Genomic DNA, 16,769 nt, shown 5'->3' on the forward strand with positions numbered 1-16,769 from the left:
ATGTCAGGGCGTTTTTTTATGTTAAAAAATTGTTTATTTAAGATATATTTATGACTTTAGCACCTAATTAATTCAAATAATTACATAATGAGAACAAAGTTTAATGGAATTTTAACGCTATTCCTAGCGTTAATTGTGCAAATATCCTTTGCACAAGAGAAGACAATTTCAGGTACTGTTTCTGATGAAACTGGCCCGCTACCTGGAGTTACAATCTTAAAAAAAGGTACTACACAAGGTACTGAAACCGATTTTGATGGAAACTATGCTATTCAAGCTAAAACTGGCGATGTTTTAGTTTTTAGTTTTGTAGGTATGAAAACTACCGAAAAAACTATTGGAGCATCTAACCAAGTTAATGTTTTAATGGCTAGTGATAACGTATTAGATGAAATCATAGTTATGGGTTATGGTACTGCTTCTAAATCTGATGTAACAGGTTCTACTGTACAACTTAGTAAAGAAGCTATTGAACAGACACCTGTGGCTACCGTAGACCAAGCTTTACAAGGTCGTGTGGCTGGTTTAACCTTAAGTGGTGATTCAGGAACTCCTGGTTCTACTACTGATATTAGAATTAGAGGTATTAGTTCTATTACTGCTGGTAATGAACCTTTATACGTGATTGATGGAGTACCAATGAATAATCCTGATATTAGTGGTACAACTACTGGTTCTTCATTATCAGCACTAGCTAGTATCAATAGCGATAACGTAGAAAGCATTACAGTGTTAAAAGATGCTTCTGCAACTGCAGCTTATGGAGCTAGAGGAGCCAATGGAGTAATCGTAATAACAACAAAGTCTGGAAAGGAAGGAAAAACAAGTTTTAATTTTAATACTTATTATGGTTTTTCTAACGATGCAATTGATGGCCCAACCCCTTTAACAGGAGCTCAAAGAGAACGATTATTTTATGAAGCAGTTTACAATACATTTGGAGCTTCTTATGGTTTAAATACTGTTGAAGAAGCTGGTGCTTTTGCTAGAGCTAACACTCCATATGGTGCTGCTTATCAAGCATGGAGAGATGCTGGTAGTCCTGAGACAAATTGGGCTAATTTAATTACTAATAAAGATGCAGCCATAAGAGAATATAACTTCTCAGCTAGCGGAGGTAATGAAAATTCTACATTCTATGCTTCTTTAGGTTATTTTGATCAAGAAGCTACAGTTATTGGATCAGATTTTAACAGAATTAGTGGATCTTTAAATGTATCTAAAAAATTAACAGATAAAATAAAGTTTAGTTCTAATAATACTGCCTCTTATAGTAACCAAGATGGTTTATTAGAAACAAGTGCTTATTTTTCTTCTCCTAGAACAGCTAAATATTTTATGCCTTCTATTGATCAAGCCTATAATGCTGATGGTAGCATTAACTTGAACACTTCTTTACCAAATCCTTTATGGGTTGCTCAGGAAGACATTATCCAAAACAAGTTAACTAGAATTATTTCTAATAATACAGCTACATGGGAAACTCCTATTGAAAACTTAACTTTTACAAGTAGTGCCAATATAGATTATCTAACAAACAATTATAAAAGTTATCAAAACCCTATAAGTGGTGATGGTGATTCAACAAACGGTGCTGCTGCACAATCTGTATACAATTATGTTACATATGTTTTTCAAAACTCATTAGACTATACTTTAAACTTTAATGACGATCATAAGGTTGACATGAAGTTACTTCAAGAATGGCAAAAAAATAGAAACTACTATTTATATGCTGGTGCTAACAATTTTACTGATAGAGGCTTGACAAACTTAGCTTCAGCAGGAAACCCTACTGACGCAACTTCTGAGTTTTTTGATTGGGCAGTTGCATCATACTTAGGAATGTTTAGCTATAATGCATTTAACAGTAGATATGTACTTAACGCAACCTACAGAAGAGAAGCTAATTCTAGATTTTCTGCTAAAAACAGGTGGGGTAACTTCTGGTCGGTAGGAGCTGGATGGAATTTACACAAAGAGTCTTTTATGCAAAATGTTAACTTCGTTAATAATTTAAAGCTTAGAGCTTCTTATGGTGTAACAGGAAACTCTAACATTAATTTAAATTCTTATCAAGCATTAATAGATTATGATGCTGATTATGCAGGTGAAGGTGCTTCATATCCAACTAGCTTTGGTAATCCAGATTTATCTTGGGAAACATCTCATACATTAGATTTAGGTATGGATTTTGGTCTTGCAAATAATAGAATTACTGGTTCGTTAGGTTACTACAGAAGAGAGTCTAAAGACTTATTATTAAACGTACCTATTTCTAACACTATCGGTCTTACCTCACAAACAAGAAACATTGGTAGGATGGAAAATAAAGGTATTGAATTAGAATTAAATTTTGATATCATAAAATCAGATGATTTTAATGTCTCTTTAGGTGGTAACTTAGCTTCTAATGAAAATGAAGTATTAGAATTAGCTAAAGACTTAAATGGAGAAGATCTTAACATAGAAAGTTCTACTAGAAAAGTACAAGTTGGCCATACTGTTTACGAGTTTTTTATGCCAACATGGGCAGGTGTTAACCCTGACAATGGTAACGAAGAGTGGTACATAAATGGTGTTGATGGGGCAAGAACTGCTAACTACAATGAAGCAGAAAACGTATTCCAAGGAGCTAGTATTTTACCTACTTTAACTGCAGGAATGAATATTCACATCGATTATAAAGGGTTTTTCTTAAATGCTAACGGATATTATGCTGGTGGTCATAAGATGTATGAAAACTGGGCTAGGTACACTCAAGGTACTGATTTATATTCTTCTGCTTTATACCAAGGGTATAATACATTATTAGATAGATGGCAACAACCTGGGGATCAAACAAGATTTGGAAAATTTGAATACACTGGTAGAGACTTTCAAACTAGTTCTAAATTTTTACACGATGGTGATTACTTTAGGTTAAAAAATGTTACACTTGGTTACGACTTCAATCCTGAAATTACAAAATTAATCAATGTAGACGGCTTAAGAATTTACGCTAGAGGTACAAACCTATATACTTGGGTAAAAGATGAACACTTAAAGTATGATCCTGAAAACATAGATGCAGATACAGGAAATACAACACTTACTACCCCTCCTGTTAAAACAATATCTTTTGGTATTAATCTTAAATTTTAATATAATGAAAAAAACATATATATTCGTAGGTCTTGTACTATCACTTACTTTTTTTAGTTGTGGTACAGATGATTTGGATCCTACTTTAGATCAACAAAAAGAAGCCTCAGAAGCTATTAAAAATGTTGATAACCTATACGCTTTAGTTAAAGGGGCTTATAATCGTTTAACTTTAAGCACTTATTACGGTCGAGATTACATTATTCTTAACGAAGTAAGAACAGATAATACTTTTCCTAACGGTAGTTCTGGTAGATTTATTACACAAGGAGGTTTTTCTTACGCTTCTAATTCTGGCCATTTTTGGAATGCTGCTTACGCTTCAATTTCTAGTGCCAATTTAATTATAAGCACAGACTTAAGCTCACTTACAGGAGATATGGATAGAGGTAAAGATATTCAAGGACAAGCTTATGCCTTAAGAGCCTTGGCTCATTTTGATCTATTAAAGCAGTATGGTCAAGCTCATGTTACTGGAGGTACTACTCCAGGAGGTATACCTTATATTACTAAATATACTTCTAGTGAAACAAACCCAGGGGTTGAAGATTTGCTTCCTAATAGAAATACTATTCAAGAGGTTAAGGATAAAATTTATGACGACTTAGAAACAGCATATAATATGATGGTTCCTAGCTCTGATTCACACTTCTTTTCTAAGTACGCTGCCAGAGCATTAGAGGCTAGAGTTGCTGTTTACTTTGAAGACTGGGATAGAGCTGTTACCGCTGCTGAAGATGTAATTAATAATGGAGGCTACTCTATAATACCTAAAGATAATTTTGTAGGTTCTTATGAAACTGATAACACACAAAATATGATTCTTTCACTAGCTTTTAGTTCTACTGACAATAGAGATAGTGATGGGTTAGGTTATATTTACAGAGGTAATTCATATGGAGATATTGAAGTACTTGATAATGTTGCTACTATTTTTGAGCCTACTGATGTACGTGGTCTTTTTGATGGAGAAAAAGGTATCTTAGGTTATGAAGGTAGTAAACTTAGAAACTTAGGTAAATTTCCTGACCTTAACGGTTCTGACGATATACCTCTTTTAAGATATGAAGAATTAATTTTAAATTATGCTGAAGCTTTATTAGAATCTCCGACTGGCGGAGCTTCTGACGCCTTAACAGAACTTAATAAAATACCTGCAGAAAGAGGGGCAACCCCTTATGCTGCTGCTACTAAAGAAAATATTTTATTAGAGAGAAGAAAAGAGTTAATGTTTGAAGGATTTCGTTTTGAAGATTTAATGAGAACTGGAAGTGATATTGAAAAAATAGACGCTAATCAAGCTTTTTCAGCTACTATTCCTTATGGAGATAGCAGGTTAGCTTTACCAATTCCGTTAAGTCAAATTAATTCTAACTCTAACATTAAGCAAAATAAAGGGTATTAAGATTAATAACTTATAAAACTTTAAACCACCTCGTGCGAGGTGGTTTTTTTATACCATAAAATCAACTACATTTGCAGCATGGAACAAAACACAAACATTTTTGGTATTAGAGCCATTATTGAAGCTATTGAAAGTGGAGCTTCAATTAATAAAGTATATCTTCAGAAAGGCTTAAGAGGAGACTTGTTTTTTCAATTAGATAAGCTCTTGAAAAAAAATAAGATTTCAACTAGTGTAGTTCCTACAGAAAAGCTAGATCGTTTATCGAAACACAATAACCACCAAGGTGCTGTAGCTAAAATTTCTCCTATTGATTTTCAAGATTTAGAGACTTTAATAGAAGCTACGTTAGAATCAGACAATACTCCCCTATTTTTATTATTAGATCAAGTTTCTGATGTTAGAAATTTTGGAGCTATTATTAGAACTGCAGAATGTACTGGTGTAAACGGAATTATCATTCAAAAAAGTGGTAGTGCTCCTGTAAATGCTGAAACCATTAAAACTTCAGCTGGTGCTGCTTTTAAAATCCCAATTTGTAAAGTAGATCATATCAAAGATGCTATTTTTCAATTAAAATCGGCAGACATTAAGCTAGCTGCTGCAACTGAAAAAACTGAAGATTCAGTTTTTGATGTTGATTTTAATCAACCTATTGCTATTATTATGGGTTCTGAACACAAAGGTGTAAGTAACTCTGTATTAAAAATGGCTGACTATAAGGCTAAACTACCGTTGCTAGGAGAAATAGAATCACTAAATGTATCAGTTGCTTGTGGTGCCTTTTTATATGAAGCCGTAAGACAACGTTTATAATATTAAAAATCCTGCTGAAAGCAGGATTTTTTATTCTTCTTCTTTATAAATATACTTGTATTTAATTTCTTCTAACTCGACATCTTCTTCAATTACTGGTGGAACATAATTTCCATTTTCATCAAACATAGAATCAAATTCTGTTTTAGTAAATTCAAATTTTTCTTTTACAATTCCTCTTTTTCTGTATAACAGTGCTAAAACGATCCCAGTTATTAGCCCTGATAAATGTCCTTCCCATGACATCCCTTCTTTAATTGGTAATACATACCAAACCATGCTTCCATATAAAAATATAGTAATGAAAGAAACAGCAACTAATCTGTAATTTTCCTTTATTATTCCACTAAAAAGAACAAAACTGAAAAGTAGATACACAATTCCACTTGCACCAATATGATATGATTCACGAGCAATTACCCAAGTTAATAGTCCTGTTATAATTCCACCAAACACCAAAACTTTCACTGCTACTTCCTTATAAAAATAAAAAAGACAAGCAGAGAGCACAAATAAAGGGACTGAATTATTAAAAAGATGTTTGGCATCACTGTGAATAAAAGGCGAGCATATAACCCCTTTTAAGCCACTAAAACTTCTTGGGAAAACGCCAAATTTGTTGAAATTCCATCCGAGTCTAATTTCTATCCAGTACACAAACCATATTATTAAAACAAATAAAAAAGGTATTGTGAAAATAGAAGGAGAAAATTTTAGCTGTTGTTCTGTGTTCATGACCTTGAAAATAACAAAAATAAATCCAAAGTAGTATTTCTGAACTTCTGTCATAAATCTTTGCTATTTTTACATTATGAATCAACCTTTGGCAGAAAGAATCCGTCCTCAAAGTTTAGGCGACTATATTAGTCAACAACATTTAGTAGGCGAAAATGGAATATTAACCAATCATATTAAACAAGGAATTATTCCTTCTTTAATTTTATGGGGACCTCCAGGAATTGGTAAAACTACTTTAGCTAATATTATTGCAAATGAATCTGGGCGTCCTTTTTATACTTTGAGTGCTATTAGCTCCGGAGTAAAAGATGTGCGTGAAGTTATTGAAAAAGCTAAACAAAGTGGCGGATTGTTCACACAGAAAAACCCCATTTTGTTTATTGATGAAATTCATCGCTTTAGTAAATCACAACAAGATTCTTTATTAGGTGCTGTTGAAAAAGGTTGGGTAACTTTGGTTGGAGCAACTACAGAAAACCCTAGTTTTGAAGTCATACCTGCCCTACTCTCTCGTTGCCAAGTTTATATTTTAAATTCTTTTGACAAAAATGATTTGATTGCTCTACTTCATCGTGCAATGGAAAAAGATGAAATTATTTCTCAAAAAAAAATCAACTTAAAAGAAACCGATGCACTACTTCAAGTTTCTGGTGGTGATGCCAGAAAACTTCTGAATATTTTTGAATTATTAGTCGCTGCTAATGATGAAATTGAGGTTACCAATGAGTTAGTGTTATCTAAGATTCAAAAAAACACGGTTCGTTATGATAAAACTGGTGAGCAACATTACGATATTGTTTCTGCCTTTATAAAATCTATTAGAGGTAGTGACCCTAACGCTGCTGTATATTGGTTAGCTCGTATGATTGAAGGGGGCGAAGATGTAAAGTTTATTGCTCGTAGAATGTTAATTGCTGCTTCCGAAGATATAGGTAACGCGAACCCTACTGCGTTAATTTTAGCAAATAATACTTTTCAAGCTGTTTCAGTAATTGGGTATCCGGAGTCTAGGATTATTTTAAGTCAGTGTGCTGTATATTTAGCTAATTCTGCCAAAAGTAATGCCTCTTACATGGCTATTGGTGAAGCACAGAACCTTGTTAAAACTACGGGAGACCTGTCAGTTCCTTTACACTTAAGAAATGCTCCTACTAAACTAATGAAAGATTTAGACTACGGAAAGGAATATCAATACTCTCACAATTACGCAGGTAATTTTATAAACCAGGAGTTTTTACCTGATGAAATTAAAAACACTAAATTGTATGAACCTGGAAATAATACTCGTGAAAATCAATTTAGAGAGTTGTTAAAGCAACGTTGGAGAGATAAGTACAATTATTAGTTAAAGTACATAAAAGGCTATGAATTATAAACTAAAAACTTTTATCAAAGTTGCTCAGTATTCAAGTTTTACACTTGCTTCTAAAGAGTTGAATATTTCACAACCTGCTGTTTCTAAAACTATTTCTAAATTAGAGGAAGAATACAACACGTCTTTTTTTAACCGCTCTAGAAATTCTATTTCATTAACAAATGAAGGGAAAATTTTTCTTGATTACGCTTATAAAATTACCGAGTTGTTTGAAGAGTTAGAGAACTCTTTTCTTTTAAATGAAGAGAACACTTCTCTTGAATTTAATTTAGGATTAAGTACTACAATTGCTACGTATGTAATACCAAAAGTACTTGCTAAAATACAGCAAAACTCAAGCCATATAAAATTCAATATAATTAGTGGTAACACTAAAGATATTGAACGTAAAATCTTAAACCAAGAATTAGAATTTGGTATTGTAGAAGGAAAATCCTCTAATCAATTATTACGATACTCTAAATTTATTAAAGATGAGATTGTGCTGGTAACAAGCACTAACAATATTAACAGTAAAAGTTCTATATCAAAAAAAGAATTAAGTGAAATACCTTATATAGGCCGTGAAATCGGTTCTGGTACACGTGAAATAATTGAAGAAACTTTAAAGAAAAACAACATTACTAAACTAAACAGAGTAATTACATTAAATAACACAGAGGCTATTGAGCAATATTTACACTACTCTAATTCTTATGCTCTTTTATCTATTCATGCTGTAACAGAAAAACTCATCCAAAACAAACTAAAGATTGTTGATATAAAAGGTATCTCTTTTCAACGAGAATTTGACTTTGTTTGTAGAACAAGCTATCAGTCAAAAAAAATGAACTTGCTTTATAAATTAATCAGAACTAATTATAACTTTTAGTTATTTCATATAACATTTTAATTTGCTTTAGAGTTATCTTTCAATTGTAGTTTTGTTTCATATAATTTTAAAAAACATGAAACAGTTCTATCAAATTAGCTTGCTTACTCTCTTTATAATACTAACATTAACCGGCTATATTTCTAGCTCTTTTGCCTTAATATCTGGTTTTATTATAACATTTATTTTTAAAAATCCTTTTCCTGAAGAAACAAGAAAAGCAACTCAAATACTTTTAAAAGCATCAGTAATTGGTTTAGGTTTTGGTATGTCTTTAACTGAAACTTTACAAACAAGTAAAGACGGTCTTACTTTAACTACTTTATCAATTATTTTAACTGTTATTCTAGGCCTAGTTTTTATTAAGCTATTTACAATTGATAAAAAATTAGGTTTTTTAATTACTTCAGGAACTTCTATCTGCGGAGGTAGTGCTATTGCTGCTATTTCCCCTGTAATTAAAGCTAATCATAAAACTATTAGCATTGCTATTGGAGTCGTTTTCTTTTTTAATGCTATAGCCTTGTTTATATTTCCTCCTTTAGGTCATATTTTGGGGTTAACTCAAAAGCAATTTGGTGTTTGGTGTGCAATAGCTATTCACGATACAAGCTCTGTAGTAGGGGCTGCTTTAGAATACGGTGACGAGGCTTTACAAATAGCTACTACCGTGAAACTTGCACGCACTTTATGGATTATACCTTTGTCGTTTTTTGCTATGTTTCTTTTTAAATCTGGTGATAGAAAAATTAAAATCCCTTATTTTATAATAGGCTTCATTATAGCAATGTTGCTCAATAGCTATCAAATTGTTCCAGAAAGTGTTTCTATAAACATTGTAGAATTGTCTAAAAGACTCCTTATAACAACTTTATTTTTAGTAGGAATGAACTTAACTATTAAAGATTTAAAAGAAAACGGTATTAAGCCTATTATTTTTGCTGTTGTTTTATGGATATTTATAAGTATTTTTTCACTACTCTTTATTATAAATTTTTAAAGAGTAGTGATATATATATTAGAACTTAATCTGATATTGTTTTGTTACTTTAGTTCCATTTTTATAATATTCTGCAAACCAAAAATCACCATTTTTATATAAAATTCCATTTTTATCTTTAATTACAAAGACATCCTTTACATTCGTTTTTAATACTTGAAAAACAACTTCAGGCTTTGTATTTACTAACTGAAATCCATTAGTTATTGATTGAGCGTATAATGCATTTTTTGTAGTACTTTCTTCTTTAACTTCAATAGTTTTATTTTTTACTGTTTCAATAGCTGAAACTACTGGAGTTGTTATTTCCTCTTTTACAACTGCTACTTCTTTTGATGGAATATACTTATACTTTAATACTTTTACAGAATTAAATGCATCTCGGATAGCTTCGTGATAAGCCTTTTTATAATCTTTTTCTTTACTTTTACCTACTTGTGAAGTAAACACTACCTTATTATAACAATCTCTTAATTCTACAATACTCTTTGTTGTAAATAAACCTGAATCGTCTTTAACAGTACCTGTTAAAACTAAGCATCTGTTATTTAATACTTCTTCAGGTAACTTCTCATCATCTAAAAAGGCTGTGAAACCATATTTATTGAATAAGAATTTTGTTAGTGAACTTGTTTGATACTTATCTTTTCCTTTCACAAAATCAAACTTAGTTGGTACTATAACATATTTATAGTTATTAATTGTTTTTTGTGCAAAACTTGCTGTTGTTATAAATAACGCTATAAAAAGTATTTTTTTCATTTTTAGTTTTTTATTGTGTTTATTAAGTATAGTTGTTTTTATAAACTTATAAATATTTTTTTAACTCTACCAAGTTAGTTACTCGTTGTACTTCATTATTCTTATCTTCTTGAGAAAAATGAATTGCTCTCATTCCTGAATTTATTGCTCCCATAACATCTGCTTCATAACTATCTCCAATCATAACCGACTGATGTGCTTTTGCTCCTGCTTTACCTAAAGCAAATTCGAAAACCTTTGGATTTGGTTTTTTTACTCCAACACATTCAGATGTTATTATTTCTCTAAAAAAAGTATGTATCCCAGATTTTTCTAATTTTAAGTTTTGTACTTCTTCAAAACCATTCGTTATTATATGCAATTGATACTTACTTTCTAAATACTGTAAAACCTCAATAGCATTATCAAATAAATAATTAAAATTAGGTAGATAACGAATGTAGTCTTCTGAAATTTGATTTATTAAATCATCAGAAATAACATACTCTAAGCTATCAAAAGTTTCTTTTAAGCGATAATATCTTAATACTGTTTTTTCTACCTTATCTTCTCTATATAGCCTCCAATATTTTAAATTTACAGGTATATACACTTCTAAAAAGCTATGTATTGGGATGGTTATTTTTTGTTCTTCAAAAATTTGTTGGAAAGTAAGTTTGGAATTTCTATCAAAATCCCACAGCGTATGATCTAAATCAAAAAATAAATGTTTTATTTCCATCTCTTCTCTAAACATTTCCTACTATTTTAAGCATTGAATTATACAACCTACTCCATCCTCTCCATCTCAAATAGTTACTCAAGCTTTCATTATGGAATACCGTTATAAAAGTACCATTTACTGCCTTTACTTCATTTTTTAAATCTCTAATTTTTCCTAACGACTGTTTTGGTGTTAACTTCATATAATCATTTAATGTCGTATCCATCAATGCAAACGGAAATATTTTTAAAGGTGTTTGAATTTCAAAATCTAAATCGTAAAAATAAAATGGAGTACAAGTACTTGCTCGAAACCCTACGTGTGTTGCATATCCCATTGAGTAATCTTCATCTATCTCTAAATCTATTAACTGTTGATACGTTTCTGGTAAAGATACTCGTAAATAGTGTTGTCTTGAGCGTTTAACAGGTATGTTAGTTATCGCTTCTAAACGTTCTTTTTCTTTTTTTAACATTACAGAATCATTCATCGTGTAATATGACGGATGTAACCCTACACGAGCATAATCAACCATGTCTTTTATTAGTAATTTGAATTTTCTTTTTGAGGCAGACACATTCGTGTCAAATGTAGTATAATCACCTATTAAAAAGAAAAATATGGTTCTTACATTGTAAGTTTTCTTTAACTCTGTAATTTTTTGAAATGTATCAAAAGGGTCTTTTTTAAGATTGAAAAATACTGCAAATCGATCCCAAATTGTAAAAACCTTAAATTGAGAAGCGTCTTTTAAAAATCCTCCAATAGTTCTTATAAAACTCTTATACTTATAAGCATAAGCATTATCGACGTCTATTGTAGAAATATATTGATACTCCCTTGTTGTATGTTCAAAGTCTGGAAATTTTTGTTTTAAGGTCTCCAAAAATTTATATGCCCAAATATCAACCAGAGGTTTTTCTAAAAATCCATTTTGATAGGCTATACTTTCACCAGCTGTAAATCGCCCATGCTTATCTTTTATATGTGGTAAATATTCTTCGTACCTTGAAATTAAGAAAAAGCTAGCTGCAAAAATATCAAACGGAATTTCAGAAGCTTCAACAGTTGGAAAGAAACAAGGAACTTCATCCCATTTTTGAATCACTATTTCTACATCCTTTATACCTTGCTGAAAAAGCAGCTCATTACTTTGAACGAAAAATTCTTTTCCTAAAGGCACATTTGTATATGAAAACTTAGGTCCATTGTAAGCTACAAACTCTTCTACTTTACCTGTAAAATCAATTTGAACTTGTAAAATACGAGTAAAAATATGTTTGAAAATATAACGTACTCTAGGAGTAACTTTATGGGTATAAATAAGTATCATAAATAGTAACTAGTAATCGTGTAAAACGACTATAAAATTCCTTCATCTGCAAAGCTAAAATAAGCTTTTTCAGTAACTATTAGGTGATCTAGCAATTTAATATCTAAAGTAACACCTGCTTGTTTAATTTTCTCTGTTATTTCAATATCTGATTTACTTGGTGATAATTTTTCTGAAGGATGGTTATGACAAACAATTACACCTATTGCAGAAAGTTCTAACGCTCTTTTATAAAGCAGTCGTACATCTACCAAAGTAGCTGTAAAACCTCCTTTACTTAACTGATGTTTCGCTAATACTTTATTTGAATTATTAAGGTACAATACCCAAAACTCTTCATAATGCAAGTCACCTATGAGTGGTTGCATAATTTTTGCTACATCAGTAGAGCTGTTTATTTTAGAGATACTTGCTCTTTCTTCAAATTGTCTTCTTTTACCAAACTCTAAAGCAGTTACTATAGATATTGCCTTCGCCTCCCCTATTCCTTTAAACTTCATCAACTCCTCTACCGACAGTTTTGCTAATGTATTTAAGTCATTGTTTACCGATAATAATATTCTTTTAGCCAAAGCTACAGCGCTTTCCTCTCTGTTTCCTGAGCCTATCAAAATAGCGATCAACTCTGCATCAGACAATACTGTTTTTCCTTTTGACATTAGTTTTTCTCTTGGTCTATCATCTAATGCCCAAGATTTAATAGAAATCTTATTCATATTTTTCCTTTTTTCACAGCATTACAATTCAATATATTAATCCAGTTGTTAACCATGAATATTTAATTACTTTTTCTTACAGGTTTATAAATATAATTCATTTTTTGCACAACCAAAAGAAGCACAGTATCTTTGCTTTCTATCTCTTTTAATTTTTAATATGAAGATTATCATAGCCGGGGCTGGAGACGTAGGTTTTCATTTGGCTAAACTCCTTTCTTACGAAGCACAAGACACATACGTAGTCGATTTTGATGGTGAAAAATTAGAATATCTAAACAATCATTTAGATGTTATTACCAAAAAAGGGGATGCTACCTCTATAAAACTATTGAAAGAAATAGGTATTAACTCTGCAGACTTACTGTTAGCAGTAACTGAAAGTCCTAATACAAACTTTACCATTTCTGTAATAGGTAAAGCATTGGGAGTAAAAAAAACAATTGCTAGAATTAGTAATCCTGAATTTTTAAACAACCCTTGTATCAATTTTAAAGATTACGGAGTAGATTTTATGATTTCCCCAGAAGAATTAGCTGCTGAAGAAATTAAATCTCTACTTAATCAATCTTCTTTTAACGATACAGTAGCCTTTGAAAATGGAGTTTTCAATATCATGGGTACAACACTTGGGTATAAATCTCCTATTCTTGATCTTACAGTTAAAGAAACTAAAGAAAAATATTGCTTAGTAGATTTTATTACTATAGCTATAAAACGTGAAGGAACTTCCCAAACAATTATTCCTCGTGGAGATACTGAGTACAAAATAAACGATCAAGTATATTTCTCTGTACCTAAATATAGTATTGACAAACTGTATCCTATTATCGGAAAGGAATATATCGACATTACAAACGTGATGATTTTAGGAGGAAGCCGCGTTGGAAGAAAAACAGCTAGAAAACTTTGCAAAGACAACTTTAAAGTGAAGTTGATTGAAAAAGATAAAGACAAAGCCTTACAACTTGCCGAAGACCTTCGTAATACATTGGTAATTTATGGTGATGGTAGAGATTTAGAATTATTAGAAGAAGAAAGTATTAGAGAAATGGATGCTTTTGTGGCTGTTACTGGAGATTCTGAAACAAACATCATGTCTTGTTTAGTAGCAAAATCTAAAGGTGTAAAAAAAACAGTTGCCTTAGTAGAAAACATGGATTACATCAATATTTCACAAACTATTGGTATCGACACTCTAATTAATAAAAAGTTAATAGCTGCAAGTAACATTTTCCGTCATATTAGAAAAGGAGAAATTGTAGCTTTAGCTAACCTACATAATGTTGATGCTGAAGTTTTTGAGTTTGAAGTACATCCTGGTGCTAAAGTAACCCAAAAAATAATTAGAGAATTGCGTTTTCCTAGAGAAGCTATTATTGGTGGCGTAATTAGAAATGGAGAAGCATTAATGTCTTTTGGTGATTTTCAAATGCAAAGTGGTGACAAAGCCATTGTTTTTTGTTTACCTGAAGCCATAAATATTGTAGAAGATTTATTCAAATAATGGAGAATCTTAATCTTAAATTAGTTTATCGCTTTTTAGGAGTTACAGCCATCCTTAACGGATTATTTATGTGGCTTACTCTACCCATAAGTTTTTATTACCATGAATCTTCTACATTGGGAATTCTAAATGCAGGAATCATAACAATAGCTATAGGTTCTTTATTGTTTTTTTTTAATAAACCTGACAATAAAAATATTCATAAAAAAGAAGGCTACCTTATTGTTACCTTAGGTTGGCTTACCTTATCATTTACAGGAATGCTCCCCTATTTACTTACAGAAAGTATTCCAAATATTACCAATGCTTTTTTTGAAACAATTTCAGGATATTCAACCACAGGATCATCTATTTTAACCGATATCGAATCCATGCCAAAAGGTATTCTGTTTTGGCGTAGCTGTACTCACTGGATTGGTGGTATGGGAATCATTGTACTTACTATTGCTATTTTACCTTTATTAGGTATTGGAGGAATGCAGCTTTTTATGGCTGAAGCTCCAGGACCTTCAGCAGATAAGCTACACCCAAGAATTACTGATACAGCAAAACGCTTATGGTTAATTTATGTATTATTGACTGCTCTTGAATTTTTACTACTAAAAGTAGCTGGAATGACTTGGTTTGATGCCATTAATCACGCCATGGCAACCGTAAGTACTGGTGGTTTTTCTACTAAAAATGCAAGTGTAGCTCACTGGAACGGAACTCCTTCAATTCAATATACAATCATTTTTTTCATGTTTATTGCAGGAACCAATTTTGTACTTACCTACTTCGCTTTAAAAGGAAAAGTTAGAAAAGTGATACAAAGTGAAGAGTTTAAATACTATTTCTTCGGAATTATTGGAATATCAACTATTGTTGCCTTAATGATTATATTCTTTCAGGATCCAAATCTACAAACCAGTATAGAGCATCCAAAAGCATGGGGGGAAGTAGAAAGTGCCATAAGACATTCTTTATTTTCTGTAATTTCTGTAGTAACCACAACAGGTTTTGTTACTGCCGATTTTACAATGTGGAGCTTTTTTGTTACCGCTATATTTTTCTCTTTATTTTTCTTAGGAGGATCAGCTGGGTCTACAGCCGGGGGTGTAAAAGTTGTTCGTCATATTATTATGCTAAAAAACAGCTTCTTAGAGTTTAAAAAATCACTACATCCAAATGCTATAATACCTGTTCGTTATGATGGTAAAGCAGTAAAACAAACTATTATATTTAATATACTCTCGTTTTTTGTGTTATACATGTTAATTTTTATAATAGGTACCGTTGTTTTGGCTCTTTTAGGTTTGGATATAAAGTCTGCTTTAGGAGCATGTGCTTCTTCATTAGGAAATATTGGACCTGCTATAGGTAGCGTAAGCCCTGTAGACAATTTTAATCATTTATCAGCTGGGGCTAAATGGTTTTGTTCCTTTTTAATGTTAATTGGCCGTCTAGAGCTATTTACTGTGTTAATTTTATTAACTCCTTTCTTCTGGAGAAAAAACTAATTTTTTACAACACTAATACCTATTAATACCTTTTCTCACTTAAACGTATATACCTTAAAAATATACGTTCGCATATCAATCAAAAACGCTTAAACAATAGAATTAAAGTTTAGTTCAGTTTGTCTTTAAATTTGATTTTAGAAAACAAACATTCAACATTTAGCAATTTTACAAACTTGCAACCAACACTGTAATCAGCAAATAATTAAACAGTTACACAAAGCATATTGTTTTTTTTACTAAATTGTTGTTCTAAACATTAACTACTAAACTTTATTATTTATGGATCCATTTATAGGAGAAATTGTTATGTTCGGAGGAAACTTCGCTCCAAGAGGTTGGGCATTTTGCGATGGCCAATTATTATCAATTGCACAAAACACTGCTTTATTTTCAATTTTAGGCACCACTTACGGAGGTGATGGAAGAACAACTTTTGCTTTACCTGATTTAAGAGGTAGAGCCCCAATAGGCCCAAGAAGAGGTCCTGGTTTAAGTGATTATAGATTAGGACAAAGAGGGGGGGTAGAAACGGTTACCTTAAACATTACTCAAATGCCAAGTCATAATCATTCAACTCAAAACAATACAGCTGCTGACCAACATATTCAATTAAGTGCTGATGCTGGTATTCGTAGCACTCCTCAAGCAGGAGATGTCCCTGCTGGCGCAAGTTTTGGGTCTGGTATAGGTGCAACACCTGTAAATGCTTATGGGCCAGCTAACAATACTGTTAATGGGCAAACTATTAGTGCTAATGCTGGTTTGAATATACTTAATACAGGTGGAAATTTACCACATACTAATGTACAGCCTTATTTAGCTGTTAATTATATTATTGCTTTGGTAGGTATTTTTCCTTCTAGAAATTAACTTATTTACTACAATTCACTTATAAAA

The 16,769-nt window shown here is 31.6% G+C and carries 14 protein-coding genes; 9 read left to right on the top strand and 5 right to left on the bottom strand.

The features are described 5' to 3' along the window. Positions 1–87 precede the first annotated feature (87 nt). From ACQYZ7_RS08785 to rlmB, 3 genes are all read left to right on the top strand, one after another. On the top strand, positions 88–3,144 hold the full coding sequence (locus ACQYZ7_RS08785) for a SusC/RagA family TonB-linked outer membrane protein (RefSeq protein ID WP_430729380.1): 3,057 nt from the start codon (positions 88–90) through the stop codon (positions 3,142–3,144). A gap of 4 nt (positions 3,145–3,148) precedes the next feature. Further along, a complete protein-coding gene (locus ACQYZ7_RS08790; protein WP_430729381.1) occupies positions 3,149–4,549 on the top strand; it encodes a RagB/SusD family nutrient uptake outer membrane protein in 1,401 nt (466 codons plus the stop codon). Between the two features lie 78 nt (positions 4,550–4,627). Further along, the gene (rlmB, locus tag ACQYZ7_RS08795) at positions 4,628–5,365 is read left to right on the top strand and encodes a 23S rRNA (guanosine(2251)-2'-O)-methyltransferase RlmB (RefSeq protein WP_430729382.1); all 738 of its coding nucleotides are present in this window, start codon (positions 4,628–4,630) and stop codon (positions 5,363–5,365) included. A 30-nt stretch (positions 5,366–5,395) separates the two neighbouring features. On the opposite strand, the gene ACQYZ7_RS08800 is transcribed toward rlmB, so the two are convergent. Then, on the bottom strand, positions 5,396–6,100 hold the full coding sequence (locus ACQYZ7_RS08800) for a rhomboid family intramembrane serine protease (RefSeq protein WP_430729383.1): 705 nt from the start codon (positions 6,098–6,100) through the stop codon (positions 5,396–5,398). Between the two features lie 76 nt (positions 6,101–6,176). On the opposite strand from ACQYZ7_RS08800, the gene ACQYZ7_RS08805 reads away from it, so the two are divergent. The 3 genes from ACQYZ7_RS08805 to ACQYZ7_RS08815 all read left to right on the top strand — a co-directional run bounded on the left by ACQYZ7_RS08805 (position 6,177) and on the right by ACQYZ7_RS08815 (position 9,349). Further along, positions 6,177–7,448, top strand: a complete 1,272-nt coding sequence (locus tag ACQYZ7_RS08805) for a replication-associated recombination protein A (RefSeq protein ID WP_430729384.1) — start codon at positions 6,177–6,179, stop codon at positions 7,446–7,448. 19 nt (positions 7,449–7,467) lie between these two features. Beyond that, positions 7,468–8,349, top strand: a complete 882-nt coding sequence (locus ACQYZ7_RS08810; RefSeq protein WP_430729385.1) for a LysR family transcriptional regulator — start codon at positions 7,468–7,470, stop codon at positions 8,347–8,349. Positions 8,350–8,425: 76 nt separating this feature from the next. Beyond that, positions 8,426–9,349 carry a YeiH family protein gene (locus tag ACQYZ7_RS08815; protein ID WP_430729386.1) on the top strand — a complete coding sequence of 308 codons (924 nt, stop codon included), beginning with the start codon at positions 8,426–8,428 and terminating at the stop codon, positions 9,347–9,349. A gap of 18 nt (positions 9,350–9,367) precedes the next feature. Here the strand turns inward: ACQYZ7_RS08815 and ACQYZ7_RS08820 are convergent, their stop codons facing one another. From ACQYZ7_RS08820 to radC, 4 genes are read right to left on the bottom strand one after another with little or no spacing between them, the layout of a single operon-like run. After that, positions 9,368–10,111, bottom strand: a complete 744-nt coding sequence (locus tag ACQYZ7_RS08820) for a hypothetical protein (protein WP_430729387.1) — start codon at positions 10,109–10,111, stop codon at positions 9,368–9,370. 46 nt (positions 10,112–10,157) lie between these two features. Beyond that, positions 10,158–10,847, bottom strand: a complete 690-nt coding sequence (locus ACQYZ7_RS08825) for a YjjG family noncanonical pyrimidine nucleotidase (protein ID WP_430729388.1) — start codon at positions 10,845–10,847, stop codon at positions 10,158–10,160. After that, the gene (locus ACQYZ7_RS08830) at positions 10,840–12,147 is read right to left on the bottom strand and encodes a polysaccharide deacetylase family protein (RefSeq protein ID WP_430729389.1); all 1,308 of its coding nucleotides are present in this window, start codon (positions 12,145–12,147) and stop codon (positions 10,840–10,842) included. Before ACQYZ7_RS08830 ends, ACQYZ7_RS08825 begins: the two co-directional genes overlap by 8 nt. Positions 12,148–12,176: 29 nt before the next feature. Continuing rightward, on the bottom strand, positions 12,177–12,863 hold the full coding sequence (gene radC / locus ACQYZ7_RS08835; RefSeq protein WP_430729390.1) for a RadC family protein: 687 nt from the start codon (positions 12,861–12,863) through the stop codon (positions 12,177–12,179). A 160-nt stretch (positions 12,864–13,023) separates the two neighbouring features. Between radC and trkA the strand changes: the two genes are divergently transcribed. From trkA to ACQYZ7_RS08850, 3 genes are all read left to right on the top strand, one after another. Beyond that, entirely contained in the window at positions 13,024–14,370 is a 1,347-nt protein-coding gene (gene trkA / locus ACQYZ7_RS08840) for a Trk system potassium transporter TrkA (RefSeq protein WP_115900408.1), read from the top strand. Further along, positions 14,370–15,869 (top strand): TrkH family potassium uptake protein, encoded by a 1,500-nt coding sequence (locus ACQYZ7_RS08845; protein ID WP_430729391.1) that lies wholly within the window; start codon positions 14,370–14,372, stop codon positions 15,867–15,869. The genes trkA and ACQYZ7_RS08845 overlap by 1 nt, the downstream gene beginning before the upstream one ends. Positions 15,870–16,151: 282 nt before the next feature. Next, positions 16,152–16,742 carry a phage tail protein gene (locus ACQYZ7_RS08850; RefSeq protein WP_430729392.1) on the top strand — a complete coding sequence of 197 codons (591 nt, stop codon included), beginning with the start codon at positions 16,152–16,154 and terminating at the stop codon, positions 16,740–16,742. Positions 16,743–16,769 lie beyond the last annotated feature (27 nt).

Source organism: Tenacibaculum sp. SDUM215027 (assembly GCF_050566205.1).
Taxonomy (GTDB): Bacteria; Bacteroidota; Bacteroidia; order Flavobacteriales; family Flavobacteriaceae; genus Polaribacter.

Bases quoted from the DNA above. Each gene is read 5' to 3' on its own strand.
- ACQYZ7_RS08785 (WP_430729380.1), top strand. From the start codon at position 88: ATGAGAACAAAGTTTAATGGAATTTTAACGCTATTCCTAGCGTTAATT.
- ACQYZ7_RS08790 (WP_430729381.1), top strand. From the start codon at position 3,149: ATGAAAAAAACATATATATTCGTAGGTCTTGTACTATCACTTACTTTT.
- rlmB (WP_430729382.1), top strand. From the start codon at position 4,628: ATGGAACAAAACACAAACATTTTTGGTATTAGAGCCATTATTGAAGCT.
- ACQYZ7_RS08800 (WP_430729383.1), bottom strand. From the start codon at position 6,100: ATGAACACAGAACAACAGCTAAAATTTTCTCCTTCTATTTTCACAATA.
- ACQYZ7_RS08805 (WP_430729384.1), top strand. From the start codon at position 6,177: ATGAATCAACCTTTGGCAGAAAGAATCCGTCCTCAAAGTTTAGGCGAC.
- ACQYZ7_RS08810 (WP_430729385.1), top strand. From the start codon at position 7,468: ATGAATTATAAACTAAAAACTTTTATCAAAGTTGCTCAGTATTCAAGT.
- ACQYZ7_RS08815 (WP_430729386.1), top strand. From the start codon at position 8,426: ATGAAACAGTTCTATCAAATTAGCTTGCTTACTCTCTTTATAATACTA.
- ACQYZ7_RS08820 (WP_430729387.1), bottom strand. From the start codon at position 10,111: ATGAAAAAAATACTTTTTATAGCGTTATTTATAACAACAGCAAGTTTT.
- ACQYZ7_RS08825 (WP_430729388.1), bottom strand. From the start codon at position 10,847: ATGTTTAGAGAAGAGATGGAAATAAAACATTTATTTTTTGATTTAGAT.
- ACQYZ7_RS08830 (WP_430729389.1), bottom strand. From the start codon at position 12,147: ATGATACTTATTTATACCCATAAAGTTACTCCTAGAGTACGTTATATT.
- radC (WP_430729390.1), bottom strand. From the start codon at position 12,863: ATGAATAAGATTTCTATTAAATCTTGGGCATTAGATGATAGACCAAGA.
- trkA (WP_115900408.1), top strand. From the start codon at position 13,024: ATGAAGATTATCATAGCCGGGGCTGGAGACGTAGGTTTTCATTTGGCT.
- ACQYZ7_RS08845 (WP_430729391.1), top strand. From the start codon at position 14,370: ATGGAGAATCTTAATCTTAAATTAGTTTATCGCTTTTTAGGAGTTACA.
- ACQYZ7_RS08850 (WP_430729392.1), top strand. From the start codon at position 16,152: ATGGATCCATTTATAGGAGAAATTGTTATGTTCGGAGGAAACTTCGCT.